At 69.8% G+C, this 23585-nt stretch carries 22 protein-coding genes, 2 tRNA genes and 1 other RNA gene; 9 read left to right on the top strand and 16 right to left on the bottom strand.

All coding sequences use genetic code 11. The features are described from left to right. Positions 1 to 8: 8 nt before the first annotated feature. On the bottom strand, positions 9 to 1589 hold the full coding sequence (locus VGF64_10575; protein ID HEY1635192.1) for a peptidoglycan DD-metalloendopeptidase family protein: 1581 nt from the start codon (positions 1587 to 1589) through the stop codon (positions 9 to 11). 445 nt (positions 1590 to 2034) lie between these two features. Beyond that, positions 2035 to 2697 (bottom strand): Type 1 glutamine amidotransferase-like domain-containing protein, encoded by a 663-nt coding sequence (locus tag VGF64_10570; protein HEY1635191.1) that lies wholly within the window; start codon positions 2695 to 2697, stop codon positions 2035 to 2037. 62 nt (positions 2698 to 2759) lie between these two features. On the opposite strand from VGF64_10570, the gene VGF64_10565 reads away from it, so the two are divergent. After that, positions 2760 to 3617: a 3-hydroxybutyryl-CoA dehydrogenase gene (locus VGF64_10565; protein HEY1635190.1), complete on the top strand. Its 858-nt coding sequence runs from the start codon at positions 2760 to 2762 to the stop codon at positions 3615 to 3617. Positions 3618 to 3639: 22 nt separating this feature from the next. Continuing rightward, complete coding sequence (locus VGF64_10560) at positions 3640 to 5619, top strand: protein meaA (protein ID HEY1635189.1); 1980 nt, start codon at positions 3640 to 3642, stop codon at positions 5617 to 5619. 94 nt (positions 5620 to 5713) lie between these two features. Here the strand turns inward: VGF64_10560 and VGF64_10555 are convergent, their stop codons facing one another. From VGF64_10555 to VGF64_10545, 3 genes are read right to left on the bottom strand one after another with little or no spacing between them, the layout of a single operon-like run. Continuing rightward, positions 5714 to 6769: a metallophosphoesterase gene (locus tag VGF64_10555; protein ID HEY1635188.1), complete on the bottom strand. Its 1056-nt coding sequence runs from the start codon at positions 6767 to 6769 to the stop codon at positions 5714 to 5716. Then, positions 6766 to 6963, bottom strand: coding sequence for a hypothetical protein (locus VGF64_10550; protein ID HEY1635187.1), 198 nt, complete (start codon positions 6961 to 6963; stop codon positions 6766 to 6768). The genes VGF64_10555 and VGF64_10550 overlap by 4 nt, the downstream gene beginning before the upstream one ends. 5 nt (positions 6964 to 6968) lie before the next feature. Continuing rightward, on the bottom strand, positions 6969 to 8528 hold the full coding sequence (locus tag VGF64_10545) for an acyl-CoA carboxylase subunit beta (GenBank protein ID HEY1635186.1): 1560 nt from the start codon (positions 8526 to 8528) through the stop codon (positions 6969 to 6971). 31 nt (positions 8529 to 8559) lie between these two features. Here VGF64_10545 and aat point away from each other — a divergent pair, with 31 nt between their 5' ends. Further along, positions 8560 to 9291, top strand: coding sequence for a leucyl/phenylalanyl-tRNA--protein transferase (gene aat / locus VGF64_10540; GenBank protein HEY1635185.1), 732 nt, complete (start codon positions 8560 to 8562; stop codon positions 9289 to 9291). Between the two features lies 1 nt (position 9292). Here the strand turns inward: aat and VGF64_10535 are convergent, their stop codons facing one another. The 3 genes from VGF64_10535 to ccrA are packed head-to-tail and all read right to left on the bottom strand — an operon-like array spanning position 9293 to position 11971. Next, on the bottom strand, positions 9293 to 10183 hold the full coding sequence (locus VGF64_10535; GenBank protein ID HEY1635184.1) for a 5'-3' exonuclease H3TH domain-containing protein: 891 nt from the start codon (positions 10181 to 10183) through the stop codon (positions 9293 to 9295). Between the two features lie 25 nt (positions 10184 to 10208). Further along, positions 10209 to 10634 carry a methylmalonyl-CoA epimerase gene (gene mce / locus VGF64_10530; GenBank protein ID HEY1635183.1) on the bottom strand — a complete coding sequence of 142 codons (426 nt, stop codon included), beginning with the start codon at positions 10632 to 10634 and terminating at the stop codon, positions 10209 to 10211. Continuing rightward, positions 10631 to 11971, bottom strand: coding sequence for a crotonyl-CoA carboxylase/reductase (ccrA, locus tag VGF64_10525; protein ID HEY1635182.1), 1341 nt, complete (start codon positions 11969 to 11971; stop codon positions 10631 to 10633). The genes mce and ccrA overlap by 4 nt, the downstream gene beginning before the upstream one ends. 71 nt (positions 11972 to 12042) lie before the next feature. Between ccrA and VGF64_10520 the strand changes: the two genes are divergently transcribed. Beyond that, positions 12043 to 13230, top strand: a complete 1188-nt coding sequence (locus VGF64_10520; GenBank protein ID HEY1635181.1) for an acetyl-CoA C-acetyltransferase — start codon at positions 12043 to 12045, stop codon at positions 13228 to 13230. A 25-nt stretch (positions 13231 to 13255) separates the two neighbouring features. Here the strand turns inward: VGF64_10520 and recR are convergent, their stop codons facing one another. From recR to ffs, 3 genes are all read right to left on the bottom strand, one after another. Next, positions 13256 to 13855, bottom strand: a complete 600-nt coding sequence (gene recR, locus VGF64_10515; protein HEY1635180.1) for a recombination mediator RecR — start codon at positions 13853 to 13855, stop codon at positions 13256 to 13258. Between the two features lie 52 nt (positions 13856 to 13907). Further along, positions 13908 to 15710, bottom strand: a complete 1803-nt coding sequence (gene dnaX, locus VGF64_10510) for a DNA polymerase III subunit gamma/tau (GenBank protein HEY1635179.1) — start codon at positions 15708 to 15710, stop codon at positions 13908 to 13910. 97 nt (positions 15711 to 15807) lie between these two features. Further along, positions 15808 to 15906, bottom strand: an RNA gene (ffs, locus tag VGF64_10505) — signal recognition particle sRNA small type. A 46-nt stretch (positions 15907 to 15952) separates the two neighbouring features. Between ffs and VGF64_10500 the strand changes: the two genes are divergently transcribed. The 3 genes from VGF64_10500 to VGF64_10490 all read left to right on the top strand — a co-directional run bounded on the left by VGF64_10500 (position 15953) and on the right by VGF64_10490 (position 16856). Then, positions 15953 to 16037, top strand: a tRNA-Ser gene (locus tag VGF64_10500). 201 nt (positions 16038 to 16238) lie between these two features. Beyond that, the gene (locus tag VGF64_10495) at positions 16239 to 16760 is read left to right on the top strand and encodes a nucleoside deaminase (GenBank protein ID HEY1635178.1); all 522 of its coding nucleotides are present in this window, start codon (positions 16239 to 16241) and stop codon (positions 16758 to 16760) included. 10 nt (positions 16761 to 16770) lie between these two features. After that, a tRNA-Ser gene (locus VGF64_10490) sits at positions 16771 to 16856 on the top strand. 91 nt (positions 16857 to 16947) lie between these two features. On the opposite strand, the gene VGF64_10485 is transcribed toward VGF64_10490, so the two are convergent. The 3 genes from VGF64_10485 to VGF64_10475 all read right to left on the bottom strand — a co-directional run bounded on the left by VGF64_10485 (position 16948) and on the right by VGF64_10475 (position 19373). Next, entirely contained in the window at positions 16948 to 18030 is a 1083-nt protein-coding gene (locus VGF64_10485; GenBank protein HEY1635177.1) for a hypothetical protein, read from the bottom strand. Between the two features lie 6 nt (positions 18031 to 18036). Then, positions 18037 to 18960 (bottom strand): polyphosphate kinase 2 family protein, encoded by a 924-nt coding sequence (locus VGF64_10480; protein ID HEY1635176.1) that lies wholly within the window; start codon positions 18958 to 18960, stop codon positions 18037 to 18039. Between the two features lie 164 nt (positions 18961 to 19124). Continuing rightward, positions 19125 to 19373, bottom strand: a complete 249-nt coding sequence (locus VGF64_10475) for a hypothetical protein (protein ID HEY1635175.1) — start codon at positions 19371 to 19373, stop codon at positions 19125 to 19127. 223 nt (positions 19374 to 19596) lie between these two features. Here VGF64_10475 and VGF64_10470 point away from each other — a divergent pair, with 223 nt between their 5' ends. Further along, complete coding sequence (locus VGF64_10470) at positions 19597 to 20106, top strand: GNAT family N-acetyltransferase (protein ID HEY1635174.1); 510 nt, start codon at positions 19597 to 19599, stop codon at positions 20104 to 20106. A gap of 19 nt (positions 20107 to 20125) precedes the next feature. Here the strand turns inward: VGF64_10470 and VGF64_10465 are convergent, their stop codons facing one another. After that, positions 20126 to 20977, bottom strand: a complete 852-nt coding sequence (locus VGF64_10465) for a helix-turn-helix transcriptional regulator (GenBank protein HEY1635173.1) — start codon at positions 20975 to 20977, stop codon at positions 20126 to 20128. A 129-nt stretch (positions 20978 to 21106) separates the two neighbouring features. Further along, positions 21107 to 22729, bottom strand: coding sequence for a serine/threonine-protein kinase (locus tag VGF64_10460; protein HEY1635172.1), 1623 nt, complete (start codon positions 22727 to 22729; stop codon positions 21107 to 21109). A 156-nt stretch (positions 22730 to 22885) separates the two neighbouring features. On the opposite strand from VGF64_10460, the gene VGF64_10455 reads away from it, so the two are divergent. Next, complete coding sequence (locus VGF64_10455) at positions 22886 to 23581, top strand: histidine phosphatase family protein (GenBank protein ID HEY1635171.1); 696 nt, start codon at positions 22886 to 22888, stop codon at positions 23579 to 23581. The last annotated feature ends 4 nt before the right edge of the window (positions 23582 to 23585 follow it).

The raw sequence follows: 23585 nt of genomic DNA, 5'->3' as shown, positions 1-23585 counted from the left end.
CCTGACGCTCAGGAGCAGCTCGCGCTGGCCAGTCCGCTGTTGAAGTCGTAGGTGATGTCGCCGTGTTGGAAGTTGCTCTGACGGCCACCCGTGATGGCCATCTCGTCGCTCGTCGGATAGCCCAGACAGCTCGTCTCCCAGCCCATGCTGGCCCATTTGGCCCGGATGGCTCCGTGGACGGAGTTGGCGCCCGTGGTCGGGGTCCAGTAAATGGAGCCGTCGTTGGTGAAGTGGTTGAAGTGGCCGACGCCGTCGGGAGTGGTGAGGTCGTCGGTGGTGGGATAGCCGAGAATGCCGAGCTCCCAGCCCAGGCTGGCCCACTTGTCCTGGATCTGGCCTTTGATCGCGTTGGCGCCCGTGGTCGGGGTCCAGTAAATGGAGCCGTCGTTGGTGAAGTGGTTGAAGCGGCCGACGCCGTCGGGAGTCCCCGATTCATCGGTAGTGGGAAAGCCCAAGACGCTGTTCTCCCACCCCATGCTGGCCCACTTGTCCAGGATGGCGCCGTGGATGGAGTTGGCCCCGGTGGCTGGGGTCCAGTAGATGGCGCCGTTGTTGCTGAAGTAGTTGTACCGGCCGACGCCGTTGGGCGTGACGCCCTCGTCGGTGGTGGGAAAGCCCAAGACGCTGTTCTCCCACCCCATGCTGGCCCACTTGTCCAGGATGGCGCCGTGGATGGAGTTGGCGCCGGTGGGTCCGGTCCAGTAGATGGCGCCGTTGTTGCTGAAGTAGTTGTACCGGCCGACGCCGTTGGGCGTGACGCCCTCGTCGGTGGTGGGAAAGCCCAGGACGCTGTTCTCCCACCCCATGCTGGCCCACTTGTCCAGGATGGCGCCGTGGATGGACCACGCCCCCGTCGGCCCGGTCCAGTAGATGGCGCCGTTGAGGCTGAAGTAGTTGTACCGGCCGATGCCGTTGGGCGTGACGCCCTCGTCGGTGGTGGGAAAGCCCAAGACGCTGTTCTCCCACCCCATGCTGGCCCACTTGTCCAGGATGGCGCCGTGGATGGAGTTGGCGCCGGTGGGTCCGGTCCAGTAGATGGCGCCGTGGTTGGTGAAGTAGTTGAAACGTCCGATGCCATTCGGTGTCGTGGCCTCGTCGGTGGTGGGAAGGCCGAGGAAGCCCCCCGGTCCCCCGAGGGCCAGGTACTTGTCGCGGATGGCGCCGCAGACCTGATGGCTGCCGAAGCTCGTGCAGTTCGGGTTCGAGTTCCCACTCGGACCTGCCGAGTTGATGTAATTCAGCATCGCTTGGCCAGCGCCGAACGCTCCCGGCGGGTAGAAGCCGATCTCGAGGTGGGGTCCCGTCGAGATTCCCACGATGCCGTTGCCCACTGCCGTGATCTGCTGCCCGTTCGTGACGTGCGCCCCGACGGGTACGAGATCGGGTCCGGCGTGGCCGTAGTAGACGGTGCGACCGGCAAGAGGGCCGTCGTTGATCGCCAGGATTGGCGCCCAAGGCCCAAAGCCGTTGATTCCCTCCCCGATGATCGTGCCGTCTCCCATGGCGCACTCCGGCGTTCCTCCTGGGGCGGCGTAATCGACTCCCTGATCGACGCTCCCGTTCACGAGGTACTGCGCCGGAAGTGGCATTGCCCAGCCGTTTGCCGCGCCGATGGTCCCGACCCCACACGACGTTGAGACCGCGTCGAGGGTCGCGGTGATTGGCGCTGACGTTGCTGCTCGGCGCGCATCTCCATGCGGATTCCTCGACCCGGACGCGCTCGCAGGGTGTTGGGGAAAGGTGGTTGCAACCGGTCGGGCCGCAGGTTGTGTGAGGGCGAGCTCGGTCAACGTTACGCCGACGGTGCTACCCGTCAGCAAAACTATGAACGCTATTACAGCAACCGCGCCACCCCTGGCGCGAGACAAAACTCGCATCCGCCCACATATCCTTGATTGTCCGACCCATGCCGCGATGAGCAAGAAGGTCACAAGGATTTAGGGATCACCTTAAAGCAACTATCTGAGTTGGCAAGGCCCGATTTGGGCAAATACTCGGCTGGGTGACGCTCCCTAACCGCCCTCAGTGCGCCAGCTAGCCGGGGAGCGCTTGGAGACCAGCCTCGTGCTGGTCGACGAAGACGCTGACGTCGCCGGCGCCGGCGACGCGCCAGTGGCCGTCGGGGTCCCTCAGCAGGGCCGTGCGCTCTTCGATCCGAGCCACTGCGACCCCGCGGGGCGCGAGGGCGAGCGTCCGGTCCACCTTCTCGTGTGACCAGCTGGCGGCGTGGGGGATCACCGCCAGCTGCTCCACCAGGCCCAGCCCGAGGGTGAAGGCCCCACCCCTCGGGTCCACCATCGGATCGGTCAGCGCCATGGCGCCGGCCGACGAGCCGGCGATGGTCGCCCCGGCGTGCCAGGCGTCGAGCAGGGCGTCCCACACGAGGGACTCCTTCAGCACCGACCGCAGGTGCAACGGCGACCCCCCGCCCAGGTACACGAACGGGCTGGTCCGCAGGACAGCGGCGTTGGCTTCCTGCTCGGCGTCGGGTCGGCTGAGCACCATCAGGCCCTTGGCTCGACCGCCGATCGACGAGAACCAGCGCTCCGCTGTGGCCACGGCCCGGTCGGGGTGCTCGTAGGCGGCGGCCGTGGGCAGGACGAGCACCTCGCCGCCGGCGTGGGCCAGCAGCTCGGCATCGAAGTCGCATCCTTCCTGCCACTCGGCGCCACCCACGAGGGCGATCGTCCCCGCCACAGGAGCGAACGCTACTGCGCCCAATGGAGGGCGGAGGTTACCCGCCAGTAGCATGGCCCCCCATGTCGACCAAGCGGATTGGAATCGTCGGTTCGGGGATCATGGGCTCGGGCGTCGCCGAGTGCGCTGCCGTGTCCGGTCACGAGGTTGTGCTGCGGTCGCGTCAGCAAGCGACGGCAGACAAGGCGCTGGGCAGCCTGGACAAGTCGCTCTCCAGGGCGGTGTCCAAGGATCGGATGAGCGAGGCCGACAAGGCCGCCGCGCTCGCCCTCGTCACCGCCACCTCGGAGCTGGAGCGCCTGGCGGACTGTGACCTGGTGCTCGAGTCGGTCGTGGAGGACCTGGCGACAAAGAAGCACCTCTTCAGCGAGCTCGACCGCGTCTGCGGCGACTCAACCGTGCTGGCGACCAACACGTCGACCCTGGCCGTCATCGACATGGCCATGGAGACGGGGCGCCCGGACCGGGTGTGCGGGATCCACTTCTTCAACCCCGCTCCGTCGATGGCGCTGGTAGAGCTCGTCCGCCCGCTCACCGCCAGCGACACGACCATGGCTACGGCCCGCGCCTTCGCCGAGGAGTGCGGCAAGACACCGGTCGAGGTCAAGGACGAGGCGGGGTTCGTGGTGAACGCCCTCCTGTTCCCGTACCTCAACAGCGCCGTCAAGCTGTTCGAGCGGGGCGTGGCGACCAAGGAGGACATCGACGCGGCCATGAAGGGGGGCTGCGGCTTCCCGATGGGGCCGTTCGCGCTCCTCGACCTGGTCGGGCTGGACACGAGCCTGGCCATCATCGACGCCCTCTACGCCGAGCACCGGGAGCCGAGCCAGGCCGCCGCACCCCTGCTCCGCCGCATGGTCACCGCCGAGCAGCTCGGACGAAAGTCGGGCCGGGGCTTCTACGACTACCACCGGTCCTGAGCGACGGGTGACAATGGGTCCTATGGCCGACAAACCGTGGGTGATGCGGACCTACTCGGGCCATTCCAGCGCCGAGGCGTCCAACGAGCTCTACCGGACCAACCTGGCCAGGGGCCAGACCGGGCTGTCGATCGCCTTCGACCTGCCGACCCAGATCGGCTACGACCCGGACTCTCCCGAAGCGGCGGGCGAGGTGGGCAAGGTCGGGGTCCCTGTCGCCCACCTCGGGCATATGGCCCAGCTCATGGAGGGGATCCCCATGGGCGACATGAACACCTCGATGACGATCAACGCCACCGCGGCCTGGCTGCTCGGCCTCTACATCGCCAACGCCGAGCGGACCGGTGTCGACGTGAGGACGCTGGCCGGCACTACGCAGAACGACATCATCAAGGAGTACCTGTCCCGGGGCACCTTTATCTTCCCGCCCGAGGCGAGCCGCCGACTCACCGTCGACACCATCGCCTACACCGTGCGTCACGTGCCCAAGTGGAACCCGATCAACGTCTGCAGTTACCACCTCCAGGAGGCGGGCGCCACGCCCGTCCAGGAGCTCGCCTACGCCCTGGCCACCGCCGTCGGCGTCCTCGACGCGGTGCGCGACTCGGGTCAGCTGCCTGCCGATGAGTTCCCAACGGTAGTGGGCCGGATCTCGTTCTTCGTGAACTCGGGTATCCGTTTCGTCGAGGAGACCTGCAAGATGCGGGCCTTCGCCCGGCTCTGGGACGACATCTGCCGGCGCCGCTACGGCGTGGAGGACCCCAAGCTGCGGCGCCTGCGCTACGGCGTGCAGGTCAACAGCCTCGGCCTGACCGAAAGCCAGCCCGAGAACAACGTGCAGCGCATCGTCCTCGAGACCCTCGGAGTCACCCTCAGCAAGAATGCCCGCGCCCGCGCCATCCAGCTGCCGGCCTGGAACGAGGCGCTCGGGCTGCCCCGTCCGTGGGACCAGCAGTGGTCGCTCAGGATCCAGCAGGTGCTCGCCTTCGAGACCGACCTGCTGGAGCACGAGGACATCTTCGAGGGCTCCCACGTCGTCGAGGCCAAGACGGCGGAGCTCGCGGAGGCGGCCAGGGCCGAGCTCGACGAGGTCATCGGGCTGGGCGGCGCCTTCGAGGCGATCGACGAGCTCAAGGCCCGCCTGGTGCGCAGCCAGTCCGAGCGGACGCGCCGCATCGAGACCGGTGAGCTGAAGGTCATCGGCGTCAACTCCTACACCGACTCCGCCCCCTCACCGCTGAACCCCACCTCGGAGGACGAGGGGCTGGATGGCAACTTCCTCACCGTGGACCCGGCGGTCGAGGCGCGCCAGCGCCAGGACGTCGCCAGCTGGCGCCAGCAGCGTGACGGATCCGCCGTCAGCGGCGCGCTCGACGAGCTGCGCCGGGCGGCCGAGACCGGCGAGAACATCATGCCGTCCACGATCGCCCTGGCTCACGCCGGGGGCACGACCGGCGAGTGGGCCGGCGCCCTCCGCGAGGTCTTCGGCGAGTACCGGGCCCCGACGGGCGTGGGGGGAGGCGTGGGCCACCGCGGCGGCGAGATCGCCGGCGTGCAGGCGCGGGTGCGGGACCTGCCGGGCGGTCCTCCCCGACTGCTGGTAGCCAAGCCCGGCCTGGACGGGCACTCCAACGGCGCCGAGCAGATCGCCGTCGCCGCTCGCGACGCCGGCTTCGAGGTCGTGTACCAGGGCATCCGCCTCACGCCGGCCCAGATCGCGGCGGCCGCCCGCGACGAGGACGTCGACGTAATCGGGATCTCCATCCTGTCGGGCAGCCACCTCCAGCTCGTCCCCGAGATCATCGGCCTGCTCCGCGAGGAGGGAGTCGACGCGCCTGTCGTCGTCGGGGGCATCGTCCCCGCGGCCGACGTGGCCCGCCTGCGGGCCGCGGGCGTGGTCGCCATCTACACCCCGAAGGACTTCGAGATCACCCACCTCGTCGAGGAGCTCGCGGATCTGGCCGAGCGCCACCGCGCCGACCGGAGCGTCACGTCCCGCTGAGCTCCTTCTCCTACATCTGGTCGAAAGTGGGCGCCGCGCTGCTGAGTGTCGCGCCCACTTTCGACACAACGTGGAACCGCGGTCCTCGAGACGCTCAGCGACGCGGCCACACGGCGAAGCATCGATCGGACAGCTGGCCGAAGGCGTACTGGGCATAGAAGCCGCCGAACATGGCCCGGGTGCCCTCGGACCAGGCCAGGGCCTCCGGGGTGGAGATGCGGCGGTGGACCTGGAGGACGCCGCCCTCGAAGACGCGGTACTCGGCCCACGTGCCGGGGAAGTCCTTGACACAGGCCACCTCGGTGAAGGGCACGTCACCGCTGGGACCGAAGCGCCGCACCCGGTTGCGGTGGGTATGGCCGGCGAAGTAGCCGACCAGGGCCGGCCGCCGGGCAATGACCTCGATGAGGCCCTCCGAGTCGGACGGGTTGATGCCGAAGTAGGTCTCCGGGCGGACGCGCGACGACGGGTCCCAAGGGTGGTGATGACCGAACACGAGCACCAGACGGTCGGCGCGTGACCCCAGCTCGTCGAGCCACTCGAGCTGGTCCGCATCGACCCGGCCGTTGGCGCGACCCGGGATGGTGGTGTCGAGCACGGCCAGGATCACACCCGGCAGGGTCAGCTCCCGGGGCCCGGCGGCGACGACGGAGAAGTCGGCGCTGGCGTCGTGGTTGCCCCGTATGTAATGGAGCCGGTCACCGAAGGTCGGCCTATAGCAGGAGAGAAAGGCTTCGAGCTCCTCCGTCGTGCCGTGGGTCGTGAGGTCGCCTTTGGCCAGCACGAGGTCTGGCTGAATGCCGGCGATCTCCTGCACGGCCGCCCGGTTCATCGTGTCGGGGTAGGGCACCTCGCCCGGGCCGACCCGCAGCACCGGTCCCGACGTGTTCCCCTCGATCACCCCGCACTCGACCTCCCCGAAGTGGACATCGTTCACGGTCGCCACGGTGGCCAGTCGCAGGCCCGGAGGGCGGGGCAGGGTGCGGAAGGCGACCCCCTCCACCACGTGGTCCCCCTCGGGCTCGAGGCCGGTGCGCCGGATCGCCTGGGCCGGGTGACCGGGGGTTGCTGGCACATGCAGCACGACCTCGTCGTCGGCGACCGTGGTGAGCTCGACCGCCTCCACCGCCTCGCGCAGCAGGGTGGTCACGGCTCGGCCCAGGGCCGGTCCCGCCGCAGCTGGGGAGGCTTGGACCACCACCGGCCCGAGAACCGCCAGGCCGGGGTGGCCCGGGGGCGCTGCCGCGTCGGAGGCTCCGGCGCCGGGCGGGGCCAGAGGAGCTCGACGGCGGCGGCGATGGCGGCGACCACCTCCGCCTCGTCCTGGTCATCGTCGATGGCCATCCCGGTCAGAACGGCATGTTGCCGTGCTTGCGCTTGGGGAGGTCCTCGCGCTTGCTGCGCAGCAGCTCGAGGCTGTGCACCAGCACCCGCCGGGTGTCAGCCGGGTCGATCACGTCGTCCACGTACCCCCGCTCGGCCGCGATGTAGGGATTGGCGTAGCGCTCGGTGTACTCCTCGACCAGCTCGGTCCGACGCGCCGTGCGGTCCGCGGCCTCGGCCAGCTCGCGGCGGTGGACGATATCGACCGCCCCCTGCGGTCCCATGACGGCCAGCTCGGCCGACGGCCAGGCGTAGGCCAGGTCGGCGCCTATCGACTTGGAGCTCATGACCACGTAGGCGCCGCCGTAGGCCTTGCGGGTCACGATCTGGATGAGCGGCACCGTCGCCTCGCAGTACGAGTAGAGCAGCTTGGCGCCGTGGCGGATGATGCCGCCGTGCTCCTGGCCCGTCCCGGGCATGAAGCCGGGGACGTCGACGAAGGTCACGATCGGGATGTTGAAGGCGTCGCAGGTGCGGACAAAGCGACCGCCCTTGTCCGAGGAGTCGATGTCGAGCACGCCGGCCAGCACCTGGGGCTGGTTCCCCACGATGCCGACGACGTGGCCGTCGATGCGGGCGAACCCGCAGGTGATGTTCATGGCCCAGTGAGGCAGATACTCGAAGTACTCGCCCTCGTCGACGACCGCGGCGATCACCCGCTTCATGTCGTAGGGCTGGTTGGGGCTGGTGGGCATGAGCTCGGCCAGCTCGGGCGTGGCCCGGTCGGGCTCGTCGGCCGGCTCGAGGGTCGGCGGCTCCTCGAGGTTGTTCGAGGGCAGGAAGCCGAGCAGGTAGCGCACCTCGTCCAGGCATGACTTCTCGTCCGCGGTCACGAAGGTGGCGACACCGGACTTGGTGGCGTGGCTGGTGGCGCCGCCCAGCTGCTCGAGGGTGACGTCCTCTCCGGTCACCGTCTTCACCACGTCCGGGCCGGTGATGAACATGTTGCTGATCTCGCGGACCATGAAGATGAAGTCGGTCATGGCCGGGCTGTACACGGCCCCCCCGGCGCACGGGCCCAGGATGGCGCTGATCTGGGGGACGACTCCCGATGCGGCGACGTTGCGGAGGAAGATGCCACCGTAGGCGGCGAGCGACACGACCCCCTCCTGAATGCGCGCCCCGGCGCCGTCGTTCAGGCCGATCATGGGAACACCTACGGAAGCGGACAGATCCATGATCTTGTGGATCTTCTCGGCGAAGACCTCGCCCAGTGCACCGCCGAAGACCGTGAAATCCTGGCTGAACACCCCGACCCGGCGCCCGTCGATGGTGCCGAAGCCGGTGATCACCCCGTCGGTGTACGGGCGGTTGTCGTCGAGGCCCCAGCCGTGGGCCCGGTGCCGGGCCAGCATGTCGAGCTCCTGGAACGACCCCTCGTCGAGGAGGTACTCGATCCGCTCCCGCGCCGTCATCTTGCCCTGGGCGTGCTGGCGCTCCACCGCCCGGGCCGATCCAGCGTGCCTGGCTTCCTCGCGGCGGGCGGCGAGCTCCTCCAGGCGCTGGGTCATCGAATGCTCAGCCATGTCCGGCAGGCTACAAGCGCGAGTCTGGGCCGTGCCCATCGAGCCGGCCCCGTCTTCCTGGCGCTTTCCGCGCCCCGGCAGCGCGGCTGATCGTCACCGTAGGGTCGGTGGGGGCGCGCTCGTCGACGACGTCGTCGCCGTGGGCGCCGACCTGGAGCCGGGCACCCTGCTCGCGGCGTACCGAGGCGGCCTGTTCCCGATGCCCCTCGACCTTGCGGGTCGGCCGCCGGTCACGGGCTGGTGGTCACCGGATCCTCGGGCGATCCTGCCGCTCGACGGTCTGCGCATCAGCCGCTCGCTGGCCCGGTCGTGCCGACGGTTCGAGGTGCGTGTGAACACGGCCTTCGAGGCCGTGGGTCGGGCCTGCGCCAGCCCCGACCGGCCCGGCCGGTGGATCACGCCGGAGATCTCGGCGGCCTACGACCGGCTCCACCAGCTGGGCTGGGCCCACAGCGTCGAGGCCTGGCTTCCCGGTGAGGGCCCCGGCGGCGAGGACCTGCTCGCCGGCGGCCTCTACGGCGTGGCCATCGGGGGCTTCTTCGCCGGTGAGTCGATGTTCCACCACCGCAGCGACGCCTCCAAGGTGGCCCTCGTGACCCTGGTCGAGCGCCTGGTCACTGGCGGCGCCACGTTGTTGGACGTGCAGTGGCTGACGCCTCATCTCGCCAACCTGGGCGCTGTCGAGATCAGCCGGGAGCGCTACCTCGACCGGCTGATGGAGGCCACCGCCGGGCCCCTGGCCCCGGCGCTCGGGGGCCCGTAGCTCAGCGCCGCGAAGCGAGCGACTCCGCCCGCCGACGCAGGTCGTCCGCGTCCAGTCGGCTACACAGCGGCCCGAACTCCGACGTGGGCCCCCGCCAGCGGAGGCTGTCCACCCCGTCGAGCAGCGACGGGTCGACCCGCAGGGTGGCCAGGTCGCGGAACAGCAGAGCCAGGTCCCGCTGCTCCGCCAGAGTGCTGGCCAGGGCGGTGCCGCCGCGAACAGTGATGTCCCAGCGCAGCGCCAGCTCGGGCACGTCCTCGAGGTGGCTGTAGCGGGCCAGGACAGCCGCCGTGGACTTGGCGCCCCATCCCGGGAGGCCCGGGTAGCCGTCGGAGGAGTCCCCGACCAGCGCGAGATAGTCGGGGATCGAGGTCGGGGACACCCCGAACTTGGCCACGACGCCCCCCTCGTCGATCAGCAGCGGACCGGCGTCGGGCCGCCGTCGGCGGTCGAGCTGGACCACCCGCTCGCCCACCACGCACTGGGCCAGGTCCTTGTCAGGCGTACAGATGAGGGCCTGCTCGACCTCGGCGTCCGCCGCCGCTGCCGCGGCCGCCGAGGCGAGTGCGTCGTCGGCCTCGACCTCGACCATCGGCCACACGACCACCCCCAGTGCAGCCACGGCGTCCTCGAGGAGGGGGAACTGAGCCAGCAGCTCGGGCGGCATGCCGGCGCTCGACTTGTAGGTCGGCCACATGTCGTTGCGAAAGGACTCGATGACGTGATCGGTTGCCACGCCCAGGTGCGTCGCCCCGTCGGCGAGCATCGACAGCAGCGTGGCGACCACTCCCCGCGTGGCGGCCACCTCGACCCCCTTCTCGTCGAGGTGGGACGGCTGGCCGAAGTGGTGACGGAAGAGCTCGTAGGTGCCGTCCACCAGGTGGACCTTCATCGATGGACTCCGCCGGGCGAGACCGCTACTCCTCGACCAGCTCGATGAGGGTCCCGAAGGCCGTCTTGGGGTGGAGGAAGGCCACCGTCGTCCCTCGCGAACCCGGCCGGGGCTCGGTGTCGATCACCTCACCGCCGGCGTCCTTGACGGCTTGGAGGGCCACGCCGCAGTCCTCGACGCGGTAGCCGACGTGGTGGAGGCCCTCGCCCTTGCGATCGAGGAACTTCGCCACCGGAGAGTCCTCGCGGATCGGGGTCAGCAGCTGGATGTAGGAGTCGGCCACCTTGATGAGCGCCTCCTCCACGCCGTCGGACTCGATCCGCTCGCGGTGGGCCACGGTTGCCCCGAACGTCGCCTCGTAGTAGTCGATGGCCGCGCCCAGGTCGTGCACGGCAATGGCCACGTGGTCGATCTCGGTGAGCAGGGAGGCGTCGGGGCCGGGCGCGCTCACCGGCCGTGCCTGCGGAACAGCGTGATCCGGTCCTCGCCGATCCTCGCCCGCGCCTCCGGGTCGTCGATCCCGAGGCCCTCCGACGGCGCCAGGCACAGCACCCCGACCTTTCCCTCGTGGAGGTTGTGGTGCACCAGCCGGGTGGCCTCGCCGACCTCCTCGAGCGGGTACACGGTGGAGAGGATGGGTTGGACCATGCCCTTGGCGATGAGGTCGTTGGCTTCCCACGCCTCCCGGTAGTTGGCGAAGTGGCTCGACTTGATGGACTTGAGCTTCATCCACAGGTGACGGTTGTCGTACTCGATCATGTAGCCCGACGTCGCCGCGCAGGTCATGATGAGGCCGCCGCGCTTGGCCACGAAGACCGACGCGCCCATGGTCTGTCGCCCCGGGTGCTCGAAGACGATGTCGGGATCCTCACCGACGAGCCCCCGGATGTCCTTGCCCAGGCGGCGCCACTCCCGCTCGTCCTGGGTGTGCTCGTCCGCCCAGAACTTGTATGCGGCGGCCTTGCGGTCGATGACCGCCTCGCAGCCCAGCCCCTCGAGAAGCTTCACCTTGTCGGCCGAGCTCACCACGCCGACGGGTACTCCCCCACCGTTGAGGACGTACTGCACGGCGTAGCCGCCGAGTCCACCGGTGGCCCCCCAGATGAGCACCGAGTCGCCCTGCTTCATGTTGGCGCCGTGATGGCTCACCAGCATGCGGTAGGAGGTCGAGTTGCACAGGGCGTTGCAGGCCGCCTCCTCCCAGCTCAGGTGGGCGGGCTTGGGCATGAGCTGGTTCGCCTTCACGACCGTGAGATCGGCCAGCCCGCCGAAGTTGGACTCGAAGCCCCAGATGCGCTGGTTGTCGGCCAGCATGGCGTCGTCGTGGGACGAGGGGTCCTGGTCGTCGATGTAGTTGCAGTGGATGGTGACGCGGTCACCCGGCTTCCACTTCCTGACTGCCGAGCCGACGCGGACAACGACTCCAGCTCCGTCCGAGCCCACCACGTGGTAGGGGAGGTCGTGGCGGGCGCCCCACCTGCTCTCGCGGCCGAGGCGCTGCAGGAACCCGAACGTGGGAAGGGGCTCGAAGATGGAGGTCCACACGGTGTTGAAGTTGATCGAGCTGGCCATGACGGCGACGTAAGCCTCGTCGGGCGCCAGCTCGGGGACGGCCACGTCCTCCACGTGCAGCGATCGCCGGGGATCCTTGTCGGCGGAGTCCATGCCTTCGAACATGTCGGTCTCCGACTTGCGGACCACGGCAGCGCGGTAGGACTCGGGGATAGGGATCGCCCCGAGCTGCTCTCCGGGGGCTCCGGCCTGGATGGCCTCGAGGATGTCTCGCATGGGTGCCCAACTTACTCCCCGGTAGCGACGCCCTACACTGTGGCGCGGAAGCGGCCTGGGAGGTCATCTAGATGCCTGGTTCCGTAATCGTTGCTGGTGCCCGCACACCGATTGGTCGCCTTTCGGGTGCGCTGACCGGCTTCAGCGCCATGGACCTGGGCGGGTTTGCCATCGCCGCCGCCCTCGAGCGGGCGGGCGTGGCACCCGACCAGGTGGAGTACGTCCTGATGGGGCAGGTCCTGCAGGCGGGCCAGGGCCAGATCACAGCCCGGCAGGCGGCAGTGAAGGCGGGGATCCCGATGACCGTGCCGGCCATGACGGTGAACAAGGTCTGTCTCTCCGGGCTCAACTCCATCTACCTCGCCGACCAGATGATCGCCGCCGGCGACGCCGAGATCGTCGTGGCCGGAGGCATGGAGTCGATGACCAAGGCGCCCTACCTGCTGCCCGAGGCCCGTGCCGGCTACCGCATGGGAGACGCCACACTCGTTGACTCGATGATGTTCGACGGGCTGTTCTGTGCCTTCGATGTGTGCGCCATGGGAGCGGCGACCGAGCGCTACAGCAAGGCCGCCAGCATTGCCCGCGATCGGCAGGACGCCTTCGCCGCCGCATCACACGAGCGGGCTGCGGCAGCCATCAAGGACGGTCGGTTCGCCGACGAGATCGTCGCCGTGTCGGTGCCCCAGCGCAAGGGCGACCCCGTCGTGATCGACACCGACGAGGGTGTGCGCCCGGGCACGACGACCGAGTCGCTCGGCAAGCTGCGCCCCGCCTTCGAGGGCGACGGCACGATCACGGCCGGGAACGCCAGCCAGATCTCCGACGGCGGGGCTGCTGTGGTGGTGACCTCTCGGGCCAAGGCCGACGAGCTCGGTGTGCGCCCGCTGGGCGAGATCGTGAGCTACGGCATGGTGGCCGGACCCGATCCGTCGCTGTTGACCCAGCCCTCCCGGGCGACTCGCCAGGCGCTGGACCGGGCGGGGCGCCAGGTCAGCGACGTGGACGTGTTCGAGTTCAACGAGGCCTTCGCTGCAGTTGGTCTGGCGTCGATGGACGACCTGGGCATCACCGACGAGGTGACCAACGTCAACGGCGGCGCCATCGCTCTCGGCCACCCCATCGGGATGTCGGGGACCCGCCTGGCCCTGACGCTGCTGACCGAGCTGGGCCGTCGGGGTGGTGGGCTCGGCGCCGCCGCCTTGTGCGGGGGCGGCGGCCAGGGTGACGCCCTGCTGGTTCAGGCCTCCGCCAGCTGAGCCTGGCGCCCGAGGCCGGCGCCGATCAGGCCTCGACCTCGCGGCGACCTTCCAGGGCCCGCCCGAGGGTCAGCTCGTCGGCGTACTCGAGATCGCCTCCCACCGGGAGGCCACTGGCGATCCGCGTCACCCGTATGCCGAGGGGGTGGAGCAGCTTGGCCAGGTACATGGCGGTGGCCTCGCCCTCGAGGTTGGGATTGGTGCAGAGGATGGCCTCGGCGATGCCCTCCGGCTCGATCCTCGCCAGCAGCTCCCGGACGCGCAGCTGGTCGGGCCCGATCCCTTCGATCGGGTTGATGGCGCCCTGGAGGACGTGGTAGCGGCCCCGGAACTCGCCCGTCTTCTCCACGGCGACGATGTCTCTCGGATCCTCCACCACGCACACGACCGTCGCATCTCGGCGGGGGTCGGTGCAGAGGGCGCAGAGCTCCGCCTCGGCCACGTTGAAGCAACGGGTGCACAGCGAGGTGCGCTCCTTGACCTCGGAGACGGCTCGGGCGAGGCGGAATGCCTCCTCCTTGTCCACCTTGAGCAGGTGGAAGGCGATGCGCTGAGCAGACTTGGGTCCGACGCCGGGGAGTCGACCCAGCTCGTCGATCAGGTCCTGGACGGGGCCGGCGTACACAGCGGGTGGTGGTCCTGGGTGTCCTGAGTGGCCTGGCTGCCTCGGCTGCCCGTCACCTGTCCGGACCGGGCGGTGCCGCCGTCATCCCCGGCACCTCCCGGGCGCCCGGGAAGGTCTGCAACAGGCGGGCTTCCACAGATGTCGACCCCGGCGGAGCGTCGGTGAGCTCGTCCGGATCGGGGGGGTCGTCGGCGACGGTCTGCTGGGTCACGGTCTGGGAAGCGGGGACCGACGGCGATTCGTCGTCCACCACCAGCCGGAGCCTGATCGGCACCCCGAAATGGGCCCTGAGCGCCGCCTCGACATCTATCCGGCACTCCTCGCTGTACGACCGATGGATCTCGTCGGGGAGGGCGAAGGTGGCCACTCCGTCCTGGGTGGCGACGAACCGTCCCGCCCGAAACCGGGCGCGGGCCCGGCCCTTGAGGCCGGACAGCACCGAGTCTCCCCAGGCCTTCACCAGCTCGTCGCGGTCGGGCTGGGTGGCGCCGGGGCCCGGGTCGGGCGCCGGCGCGGGCTGGTGGGCCCCAGGAGCGGCCGGGGTCGTGGTCGGGCCCCCTGCCGGGTCGGGAGTCGGGTCGACAGTCGACCGAGCCTGCCGGCGCATCGCCCCGAGCGCTGCCTTGGCACCGGGGTCGCCCCGCTGGGCGCCAGGCGGCACCCCTGACCCGGACGGCTCCGGCTGGGGCTGCTGGGGTGGCGCTGCCGGGGCGGCGCCACCTGCCGGTGGTGCCGCCGGCCCGCTGCTCGACAGGCGACGTTCCAGACCCTCGATCCGCTCGAGGAGCGCCTGTGGCGAGTGATCGGCGTCCGGACGGGCGAGGCGCACCAGGGCGACCTCGAGGGTGGCGCGCGGGTCGAGGGCGTCGCGCATGTCCACCAGCGCCTGGCCGACCACCTCGACGCCCCGCACGAGGGCCGCGGGACCCAGCTGCCTGGCCTGCTCGTCGACCCGCTGGCGAGCCTCGTCGGTGAGCGGAACGAGCTTCGGAGCCATGGTGGACAGGAAGCCCCACCGCAGGTGCTCGACGAGCTCGGCGGCCAGCCGCTGGGCATCCCAACCGGCCGCGCAGGCCTCGGCCACGGCCACGAGGGCCCGCCCCGCGTCACGCTCGGTGATGGCCTGGACCAGCTCGTCGAGCACGGCAACGCCGTCCTCGACAGCACCGGCGGCGGAGATCTGATCGAGCACCGAGAGGGCGTCGCGAGCCGACCCGTTGCCGCGCCGGACGGCGAGGTCGACGGCCTCCGAGGGCAGTTCGAGACCGGCGTCGTCCTGGACGTGACGAACGAGGTCGGCCAGGGCGGCACCGCTCAGCAGACGGAACTCGAAGTGCTGGGTGCGGCTGCGGATGGTCGGCAGCACCCGCTGCGGGTCCGTCGTGGCCAGCACGAAGACCACGTGAGCCGGGGGCTCCTCGAGGGTCTTGAGCAGGGCGTTCGAGGCCGCCGTCGACAGCATGTGGACCTCGTCGACGATGTAGACCTTCCAGCGACCTGGGGTCCCCAACGCAGCCCGGGCGACGAGGTCCCGCATGGCCTCGACACCGTTGTTCGACGCCGCGTCGAGCTCGTGGACGTCGAACGACGCACCGAGGGCGACCTGCACGCACGAGTCGCAGGTCCCGCAGGGCTCGCCGTCGCGCTGGTTGGGGCAGTTGAGCACCTTGGCCAGGATGCGCGCCGTCGAGGTCTTACCGGTGCCGCGCGGCCCGCTGAACAGGTAGGCGTGGGCTACCCGGTTGTCGCGCGCCGCGTTGCGAAGAGCGAGCGTGACGTGGTCCTGGCCCTTCACCTCGCTGAAGCGCTGGGGGCGGTAGCGACGGTAGAGAGACTGATAGGACTGGTCGGCCACGGCCGCCCAGACTACCGGCGAGGCGTGCCATCCCCTCCGGTTCTCGCCGGTTCTGGGTCGCCGCACACCCGGTAGAGAACGGGCGGTCGCTCGGTGCGGCAGCCAGGCTGACTACGGCACACGAGAGGGCCCGCTGAGAGCTGCTGCCTTCCGGCCCTGACTCGGTTCACAGGATCCCGTTGCGCAGGACCCGGCCGCCGCACGGAACGACCACCTCGCAGGCCGAAGATACCCTGACGCCCGGAGGGGTGCGAGAGCGGCCGAATCGGCACGACTGGAAATCGTGTGTCGGGCAACCGACCGTGGGTTCGAATCCCATCCCCTCCGCCCAGGCAGCCATGAGGGTGCACCGGCGCGCGCGTGGCAGCGTCGAGAACGCCGTATCACACCGGCCGGACGGCCCCAGCACCGCCCGAACAGCTCAGCCCGCCCCGACCGGGGTGGGCACTCACACGTGGCTCATGAGTTCGACGGTCAGGCGGCGATTCCTTCCGGAGTGACACCCCCCAGGTGAGGGAGGAGTCCGAGGTGCCCGGTACCGTGGCCGCCGTGACCAGCGCATTCCCCCCCGCCCGGCTGCACGCCCCCCCGGGCCGGGCGGCAGACGAGGAGGCCATGGCGCTGGCCCTGGCCGAAGCCCGCAGCGCCCTCTCCCACGGCGACGTCCCCGTGGGGGCGGTGGCCGTCGAGGCCGGGCAGGTACTGAGTAGCCGGCACAACGAGCGGGAGCTCCGGGGAGACCCCACCGCCCATGCCGAGATCCTCGCCCTGCAGGATGCGGCGAGGGTCCGGGGCACGTGGCGCCTCGATTCCGTGAGCCTGGTGGTGAGCCTCGAGCCCTGCCCCATGTGCGCGGGGGCCCTGGTGGCGGCGCGCCTCGCCCGACTTGTCTTCGGCGCCGCTGACCCCAAGGCCGGGGCCTGCGGGTCTCTCTACAACCTGTGCGTCGATCCGCGGCTCAACCACGAGGTCGAGGTGGTGCCCGGCGTCCGGTCCGAAGAGAGCACAGGCCTGCTGACGTCGTTCTTCGCCGATCGGCGGAATCGCTAACCTCAGGCTCGGAGGGATGCGAGAGCGGCCGAATCGGACGGTCTCGAAAACCGTTGTGTCCTCGTGGCACCGTGGGTTCGAATCCCACTCCCTCCGCTCGTGGGATGGGTTTCCTGACCGGGGAGCTCGGCGGGGTCAGGAAGCCGTCCCCCGGCCTTCCCAACATCGACCCTGATCGAGCGCTCACTCAACCCCACCAGAACGACGCCGCGATCACGCCGTACAGCCCGACGAGGGTGACCCCCTCGAGCCAGTTCGACTTCCCGTCGAAGACGACGATGACGACCACGACGGTCGTGATGGCAAGTACGACGACGAGGACGAGCGGGAGCACGAGAGTCAGCTGCGCGCCCCCCAGCACGGGGGACAGGAGCACGAGCACGGGAATGAGGGCCAGCGCGATCTGCACCGGGCTCTGAAGGACCACCGACAGGGCATAGTCGGCGCGGTTCCGGTAGGCGAGCTGGACACCGACGACGTGCTCCACGGCGTTGCCGGCGATCGCCACGATGACCAGGCCGGCGAAGCTCTGGGAGATGTTGAGCGTCTCGAGGGCGGGGGTCAGCGCGTGGACGAACCAGTCCGACACGAGGGCAGCGGCGCCGCTCGACCCGGCCAGGAGACCGATGGCGAGCCTGAGGGGCCATCCGCTGGTCGAGCCCGCCGCTTCGGCGGCCGGCTCCCGGCGCCACTTCAGAGACGAAGGTATGGACAAGACGAAGACCACCAGCAGGATCACCGCCGCCACGTACGACAGGGCACCCTCGTGAGCGGCGGCGGGCACGTTCAGGTGAGCCGTGACCGTCGGGATGGCGAGAACAGCGACCGCCAGCGCCAGCAAGAGCACCATGTTGCGAGCCGGCTCGGCGGCAAATCGCTGGACACCGTTTCGCAGCCCACCCGCGATGAAAGCCAGCCCCAGCACGAGGAGGGCGTTGGCCAGGATGGAGCCGATGAGGGCGGACTGGACCACCGTTACCAGGCCGGCCCGCAGGGCGAAGATGGCGAAGAACAGCTCGGGGAGATTGCCGAGGGCAGCCTGGAGTGCACCGGTGGCGCCCGGGCCGAGCCGGTTACCGAGCCGGTCGACGCTGCGCGCGACCAGGCCAGCAAGGACCGCGAGAGCCAGCCCGGACACCACGAAGGGCAGCACCGACCCGCTCGCGGTGAACCGGGTCACGCCGGCGGCGACGGTGAGCGCTGCGGCGGCCGTCAGCAGCCGAAGGTCGCCGGCCGACAACGGACGGGCGCGGTCAATCTGGACAGCCATGAAGGGTCAGTGCTTCGAAGCGGCCTTCGAGCGGCGGACCTCGGCCATCAGCTCACTCCGAGCCTTACCCATCTGCTGGCGGGCGGCCGGTTCCACCTGCGGGTACTGGGGGTCGAGCTCGACCAGAGTCTGTGTCAACACTGCTGCGGTCGCCAGGCGGGCGAACCATTTGCGGTCGGCCGGCACAACGTACCAGGGAGCCCACTCGGTGCTGGTGTGGCTGAGCATGTCGCCGTAGACCTGCTGGTACTCGTCCCAGCGGCGGCGGTCGCGGAGGTCGGCAGGCGAGAACTTCCAGTGCTTCCGGGGGTCATCGATGCGCTTGAGGAACCTTTTGGCCTGCTCACCCCTTGACAGGTTGAGGAAGATCTTGACGACCCGAGTGCCGTTTTCGACGAGGTAGCGCTCCCATTCGTTGATCTCCCGGTAGCGCCGCGTCCAGATGCTCTCGTCGCCGGGGACCTCGGGGAGGCGCTGGGGGACGAGGAGCTCCGGATGGACACGCACCACGAGGACCTCCTCGTAGTAGGAGCGGTTGAAGACGCCGATCCGGCCCCGCTCGGGCAGGACCCGATGACAGCGCCACAGGAAGTCGTGGCGGAGCTCATCGTCCGACGGCTGGCCGAAGCTGCGGACGTCAACCCCCTGGGGGTTGACTCCTTTCATCACGTGCTTGATGGTGCTGTCTTTGCCGGAGGCGTCGGGCCCTTGGAGCACCACAAGGACCCCGGACGACGCCTGGGCGAAGAGCCGGTCCTGATACTCGCTCAGCAGCTCGACGCCCTGGTCCAACAGGCCGGCGGCGTCCGAGCGGGACACAGAGCCGTCGGTGGAGGCGGGGTCGAAGTCGCGGCCCAGCTCGACCGCCCCGCCGGGAGCGATCCGCAACGGTGGTGTGAGCTGCCTGATGAATCGAACACGCTCGTCCATGGAGCCACACTGTCGCGTCGCAGCCCGCCACGCACGCCCAGACGCGACATGAGCGCCGACAGCGGGGGTGGTCGCCGCCGTCCAGGCCGCGGCGAGACCCGGGCTCCCCGGCGGCTTGGCGCGCTTCTCGCCCGTCAAGCGGAGGCCAACCCGCCGACGGGTCGCTAGCCATTGGACACTTCTCCGTCGGCTTCCTCCGTGGTCGCCGATCGGGAACCCCGGAGTGACTCCAGCTGACGCTCCCACCGCAGGCGGCCGACCACCCACTGGATCATCTCTGTCATGTTCTCGGATTCCGGCACTGTGGAGACGCCGGTATCAGCGGCTCGCGCCAGCATCTCCTGGGCCGTGCGGTCTGCGGCAGCATCTGTCGATCCCGCTGCAGGTCGGCCCGGTTGGTCGGTGATGGTCACAGCTCCGATCTCCTCTTGAAGCTCAGTCCATATCGGATCTGCCACCGGCGACGTGACCGGGCGCACCCTCGCCTCTGTCCGGCTTGTCCTCACTCGAGCACCTCCCTGTTCGGAACTTCGAACACTTCGTCAACGGTGATCGCTCGCGCTGGGGCATCGCTGGGGATTCACTGGGCGGGCAAAAACGGGAGCTCCGGCGGGGGTGAGTCGCTATGTTCCCAACGTGGACGAGGACCCGGTGGAGATCAGGCCGGCCGCGATCGAGGACCTCCACCAGCTCAACGACCTCTACAACCACTACGTCCTTCGCTCCTATGTGACCTTCGACGTCCGCCCGGTGACGATGGCCGAACGCGTCGAATGGTTCCGCCACTACGGTGAGGCCGGTCGGCATCGTGTCCTCGTGGCCGTAGCCGGCGCACACGTCCTGGGTTACGCCAGCGCAAGCCCGTATCGGCCGCGGGAGGCCTACGAGACCTCGGTCGAAACCACCGTCTATCTGGCCCCGGAGGTCACAGGCAGGCGACTCGGCAGCCGCTTGTACACCGAGCTCTTTCGGGCCATCGAGGGCGAGGATCTGCACCGCGCCATCGCTGGCGTCGCCCTGCCGAACGAAGCGTCAGTGGCCCTGCACGGTCGCTTGGGTTTCGTCAAAGTGGGCCACTTCACCGAGCAGGGCCGCAAGTTCGGCCGCTATTGGGATGTCGCCTACTTCGAGAAACCACTGCCATGACCGCGGGCGCGGTGCCCGCTCATCGCCCTTGGAGGTACTCGACCGTCGCCCGGTCCGCAGGAAAGAACGACTCGATCGCCAGCTCGGAGATGGTGACGTCGACAGCGGTGCCGAAGGTGGCGATGGTGCTGAAGAAGGCGAGCTCAGCGTCACCCGCACGCAGCCGGAGACAGACGACGAGGTCGCGGGCGAGCTGGGCCCCATCGGTGACCCTCGGACGATCGGGCCGATCGCCAGGATCGCCACCGTCGGCTCCGGGGCCGTCGTCGACGTGGCCGTTGCCGCTGGCGTCCGTAGCCGGGTAGGCAGCGAGCTCGTCTCGGAGCGCCACCAGCGCGGGATCGCTGGTCGCCGCGATCTGACGGTCGAGCCGCTCGAGCAGATGGGTACGCCACTCGGTCAGGTTCACGATCCGCGGGGCCAGGCCCTTCGGGTGGAGGGCAACCCGCAGGACGTTGACCGGCTCCTCCATCAGCTCGGCGGCGACGCCCTCGGTCAGGGCGGCGAGGCCCGCGTTGGCCGCGACCATGTTCCAGTGCTGGTCGACCACCAGCGCCGGATAGGGCTCGTGGCCCCCGAGCACCAGCCCGATCGCCTCGCGCACCGGCTGCATCTCGGCGTCGTCCAGGGTCCGCTGGCTGTACACCGGCGCGTACCCGGCTGACAGCAGCAGCCGATTGCGCTCCCGCAACGGCACCTCGAGGCGCTCGGCCAGGTGAAGCACCATCTCCGGGCTCGGACGCGCCCTGCCATTCTCCACGAAGCTCACGTGGCGGGCCGAGACCCCGGCGTCGACCGCGAGCCCCAGCTGGCTGAGACGGCGCCGCTCGCGCCATTCCCGGAGCAACGGCCCGACCTGGACATCGGTCATCGCCTGAACCCTAGAGTCCGCCTCGGGCGGAGCGCACCCGGGTCGTCGGCAGGCGCTGCCTCCAGGGGAAGCCCCGGGACCAGCAGCGCCACCGATCCACCGCCCGCGGCGCCGACGACAGCCGCGGCCCTACGGCTGCTGCACGAACTGGCGCGAGGCAGGGTCGTAGTTGAAGGAGACGGCCTCCTGGTTACCGGCGGCGCAGCTCGGCGTGCAGGTGTTCGTCTGCGAGACGGGATGGCCGTCGCTGAAGTGCAGATCCTGCACCTGGTTCACGACTCCGGCGCTGGTGCGGAAGGGCACGATCTGCCACGTGCCGCTGCGGCTGCTGAGCACCGATCCCGCCGCCTGGCTCGCCTCCTCCTGCTGGATGAGGAAGTCGGGGTCGGGGCCGCCGGTGACCGTGCCCGACACGATCGGCGTACCGGCCATCAGGTTGAACCCGAGATCCTGGGAGCTGAGGACGTTCCACCGGCCGCCGGAGAACCCGTAGACCGTCGCGGTCGAGCTGACCGACGTTGTGTCGTGCGCGATCACGGCGATCAACCCCTGCGAGGAGTTGACCGGCCCCGACGTGACAGCGGTCTGCCACTGGCCGAGCAGCGGCTGCAGGGCCGCGGAGGCCGCCGATGTCGTGCTGGCCCCGGCGGTGGTGGCGGTGGTCGCAGCGGTCGTCGAGCCGGTCGTCGAGCGACCGGACGAGACCGATGTCGAACCACCGCTCCTCGAGAGGAACGTCACCGACAGGCCGACCGCGACGGCGACGACCACCGCCGCGATGAGGACGAACGCCAACCGCCGACGCCGGCCTCCGAGGGCCGCCGGCAGCCGACGACCGGGAGCAGCGGACTGGGAGATCTCCTCGGCAGCGCCGCTGTCGTCAGCCGCCTTGACGATGGTCGAGAGGGAACCGGTCGACCCGTTGTCGGCCACCCCGCCCGCGGCGAGCAGGGACCGGCTCATCTCGTCGGCCGACGAGAACCGCTGTTCGGGATCCTTCTCGAGAGCCCTGAGCACGACCGCCTCCAGGCCCGGGGGGACCTCGGGCCGTTGCTGGCGCAGCGGTGGCGGCGCCGTCTCGAGATGCTGGGCGATGACGCCGACCGGTAGCTCAGCTTCGAAGGGAGGGTGCCCGGCGAGACAGTGGTAGAGGACGCAACCGAGCGAGTACAGGTCAGTGGTTGGCGTGGCCGGTCGGCTGCCCAGCTGCTCGGGCGACGAGTACGACGGTGTTCCGATGAACGATCCGGTGGCCGTGATGCTCTGGACGTCGCTCGCCGCTCTGGCGATGCCAAAGTCCGCCAGCTTGGCCGTGCCCTCCTGTGTGATGAGGATGTTCGCCGGCTTGATGTCCCGGTGGATGATGCCCTTGGCGTGGGCGTGGGCCAGGCCGGCGAGCAGCTCCTTGCCGAGCTCGGACACCTCACGCAACGAGAGGTAGGGGGACGATTCGGTCAGCCGCGCCTGGAGCGACTCGCCCTCGACCAGCTCCATGATGATGTAGTAGGCCGCGCCCTCGCTCCCCGAGTCGTAGACGGTGACGACGTTGGGGTGCTTGAGCGACGCCACGTTGACCGCCTCGCGTTCGAAGCGGTCGCGGAAGGACTGGTTCGAGGCCAGCTGCTCGCTCAGCACCTTGATGGCCACTTCTCGGCTGAGACGCCGGTCGTGGGCTCTCCACACGGTGGCCATGGCACCCGAGCCGAGGGGCTCCAGCAGCTCGTACCGCTGGGCCAGCACCCACGCAGCCATTTGGCCAGAACCCCCCCTGTCGACGCCCGCCATGGTGGTGACAAATCGCCGACGCCGCAAGTGCCGGTCCCGATCCGGCCCGCCGCCGACCTGGCCTGCAGATGCGTCGGCTACGCTCCCCGCGCTGCGTCGCCAGGGCGAGTCGCAGGAGCGTCCGTGAGCCAGACCAACGAGTACCGCCAAAGTCGCTTCGTCCGCCCGTCAGGGGCGACCGAGCTGCTGCTCATCCGGCACGGTGAGTCCGAGCCGGCTCGCCCCGGTGAGCCGTTCGCCATGGTGGACGGCCAGGGCGATCCCGGCCTGCACCCCGAGGGCTTCGAGCAGGCCCAGCGAGTGGCGGGGCGGCTTCAGGCGGAAGACATCACCGCCATCTACGTCACGACCCTGCGCCGCACGGTCCAGACGGCGGCCCCCCTCGCCGAGCGCCTCGGGCTGTCGCCGATCGTCGAACCCGACCTGCGGGAGGTCTACCTCGGGGAATGGGAGGGCGGCGCCCTACGCCGCCACGTCGCCGAGGGACATCCCATCCTGCCGCGGGTGTTCGCCGAGCAGCGCTGGGACATCATCCCCGGCGCGGAGCCCGCTCAGGCGTTTGCCGCCAGGGTCCGGGGCGCGGTCGAGAGGATCGCCGACCGCCACCATGACCAGTGCGTCGCCGTGTTCAGCCATGGTGGGACGATCGGCCAGATCCTCGCCCAGGCGTGCGGGTCCCGGGCACTCGCCTTCACGGGGTCGGACAATGGCGCCATCTCCCACCTCGTCGTGACGGGAGAACGCTGGGTCATCCGCGGCTACAACGACGCCGCCCATCTCCGGCCCGCGTTCAGCACCACCTCCGAGCCCCTGACATAGCAAC

Source organism: Acidimicrobiales bacterium (assembly GCA_036491125.1).
Classification (GTDB): domain Bacteria; phylum Actinomycetota; class Acidimicrobiia; order Acidimicrobiales; family AC-9; genus AC-9.
This window is presented reverse-complemented; position numbering and strand designations above follow the sequence as displayed.

What these genes read in the sequence shown, in the direction of transcription:
- VGF64_10560 (HEY1635189.1), top strand. Translation starts at nt 3,640, where the DNA reads ATGGCCGACAAACCGTGGGTGATGCGGACCTACTCGGGCCATTCCAGC.
- VGF64_10465 (HEY1635173.1), bottom strand. Translation starts at nt 20,977, where the DNA reads ATGACCGATGTCCAGGTCGGGCCGTTGCTCCGGGAATGGCGCGAGCGG.
- ccrA (HEY1635182.1), bottom strand. Translation starts at nt 11,971, where the DNA reads ATGCGAGACATCCTCGAGGCCATCCAGGCCGGAGCCCCCGGAGAGCAG.
- VGF64_10480 (HEY1635176.1), bottom strand. Translation starts at nt 18,960, where the DNA reads ATGGACGAGCGTGTTCGATTCATCAGGCAGCTCACACCACCGTTGCGG.
- VGF64_10550 (HEY1635187.1), bottom strand. Translation starts at nt 6,963, where the DNA reads ATGGCCATCGACGATGACCAGGACGAGGCGGAGGTGGTCGCCGCCATC.
- VGF64_10485 (HEY1635177.1), bottom strand. Translation starts at nt 18,030, where the DNA reads ATGGCTGTCCAGATTGACCGCGCCCGTCCGTTGTCGGCCGGCGACCTT.
- VGF64_10520 (HEY1635181.1), top strand. Translation starts at nt 12,043, where the DNA reads ATGCCTGGTTCCGTAATCGTTGCTGGTGCCCGCACACCGATTGGTCGC.
- VGF64_10565 (HEY1635190.1), top strand. Translation starts at nt 2,760, where the DNA reads ATGTCGACCAAGCGGATTGGAATCGTCGGTTCGGGGATCATGGGCTCG.
- VGF64_10535 (HEY1635184.1), bottom strand. Translation starts at nt 10,183, where the DNA reads ATGAAGGTCCACCTGGTGGACGGCACCTACGAGCTCTTCCGTCACCAC.
- VGF64_10575 (HEY1635192.1), bottom strand. Translation starts at nt 1,589, where the DNA reads ATGCCACTTCCGGCGCAGTACCTCGTGAACGGGAGCGTCGATCAGGGA.
- VGF64_10545 (HEY1635186.1), bottom strand. Translation starts at nt 8,528, where the DNA reads ATGGCTGAGCATTCGATGACCCAGCGCCTGGAGGAGCTCGCCGCCCGC.
- VGF64_10460 (HEY1635172.1), bottom strand. Translation starts at nt 22,729, where the DNA reads ATGGCTGCGTGGGTGCTGGCCCAGCGGTACGAGCTGCTGGAGCCCCTC.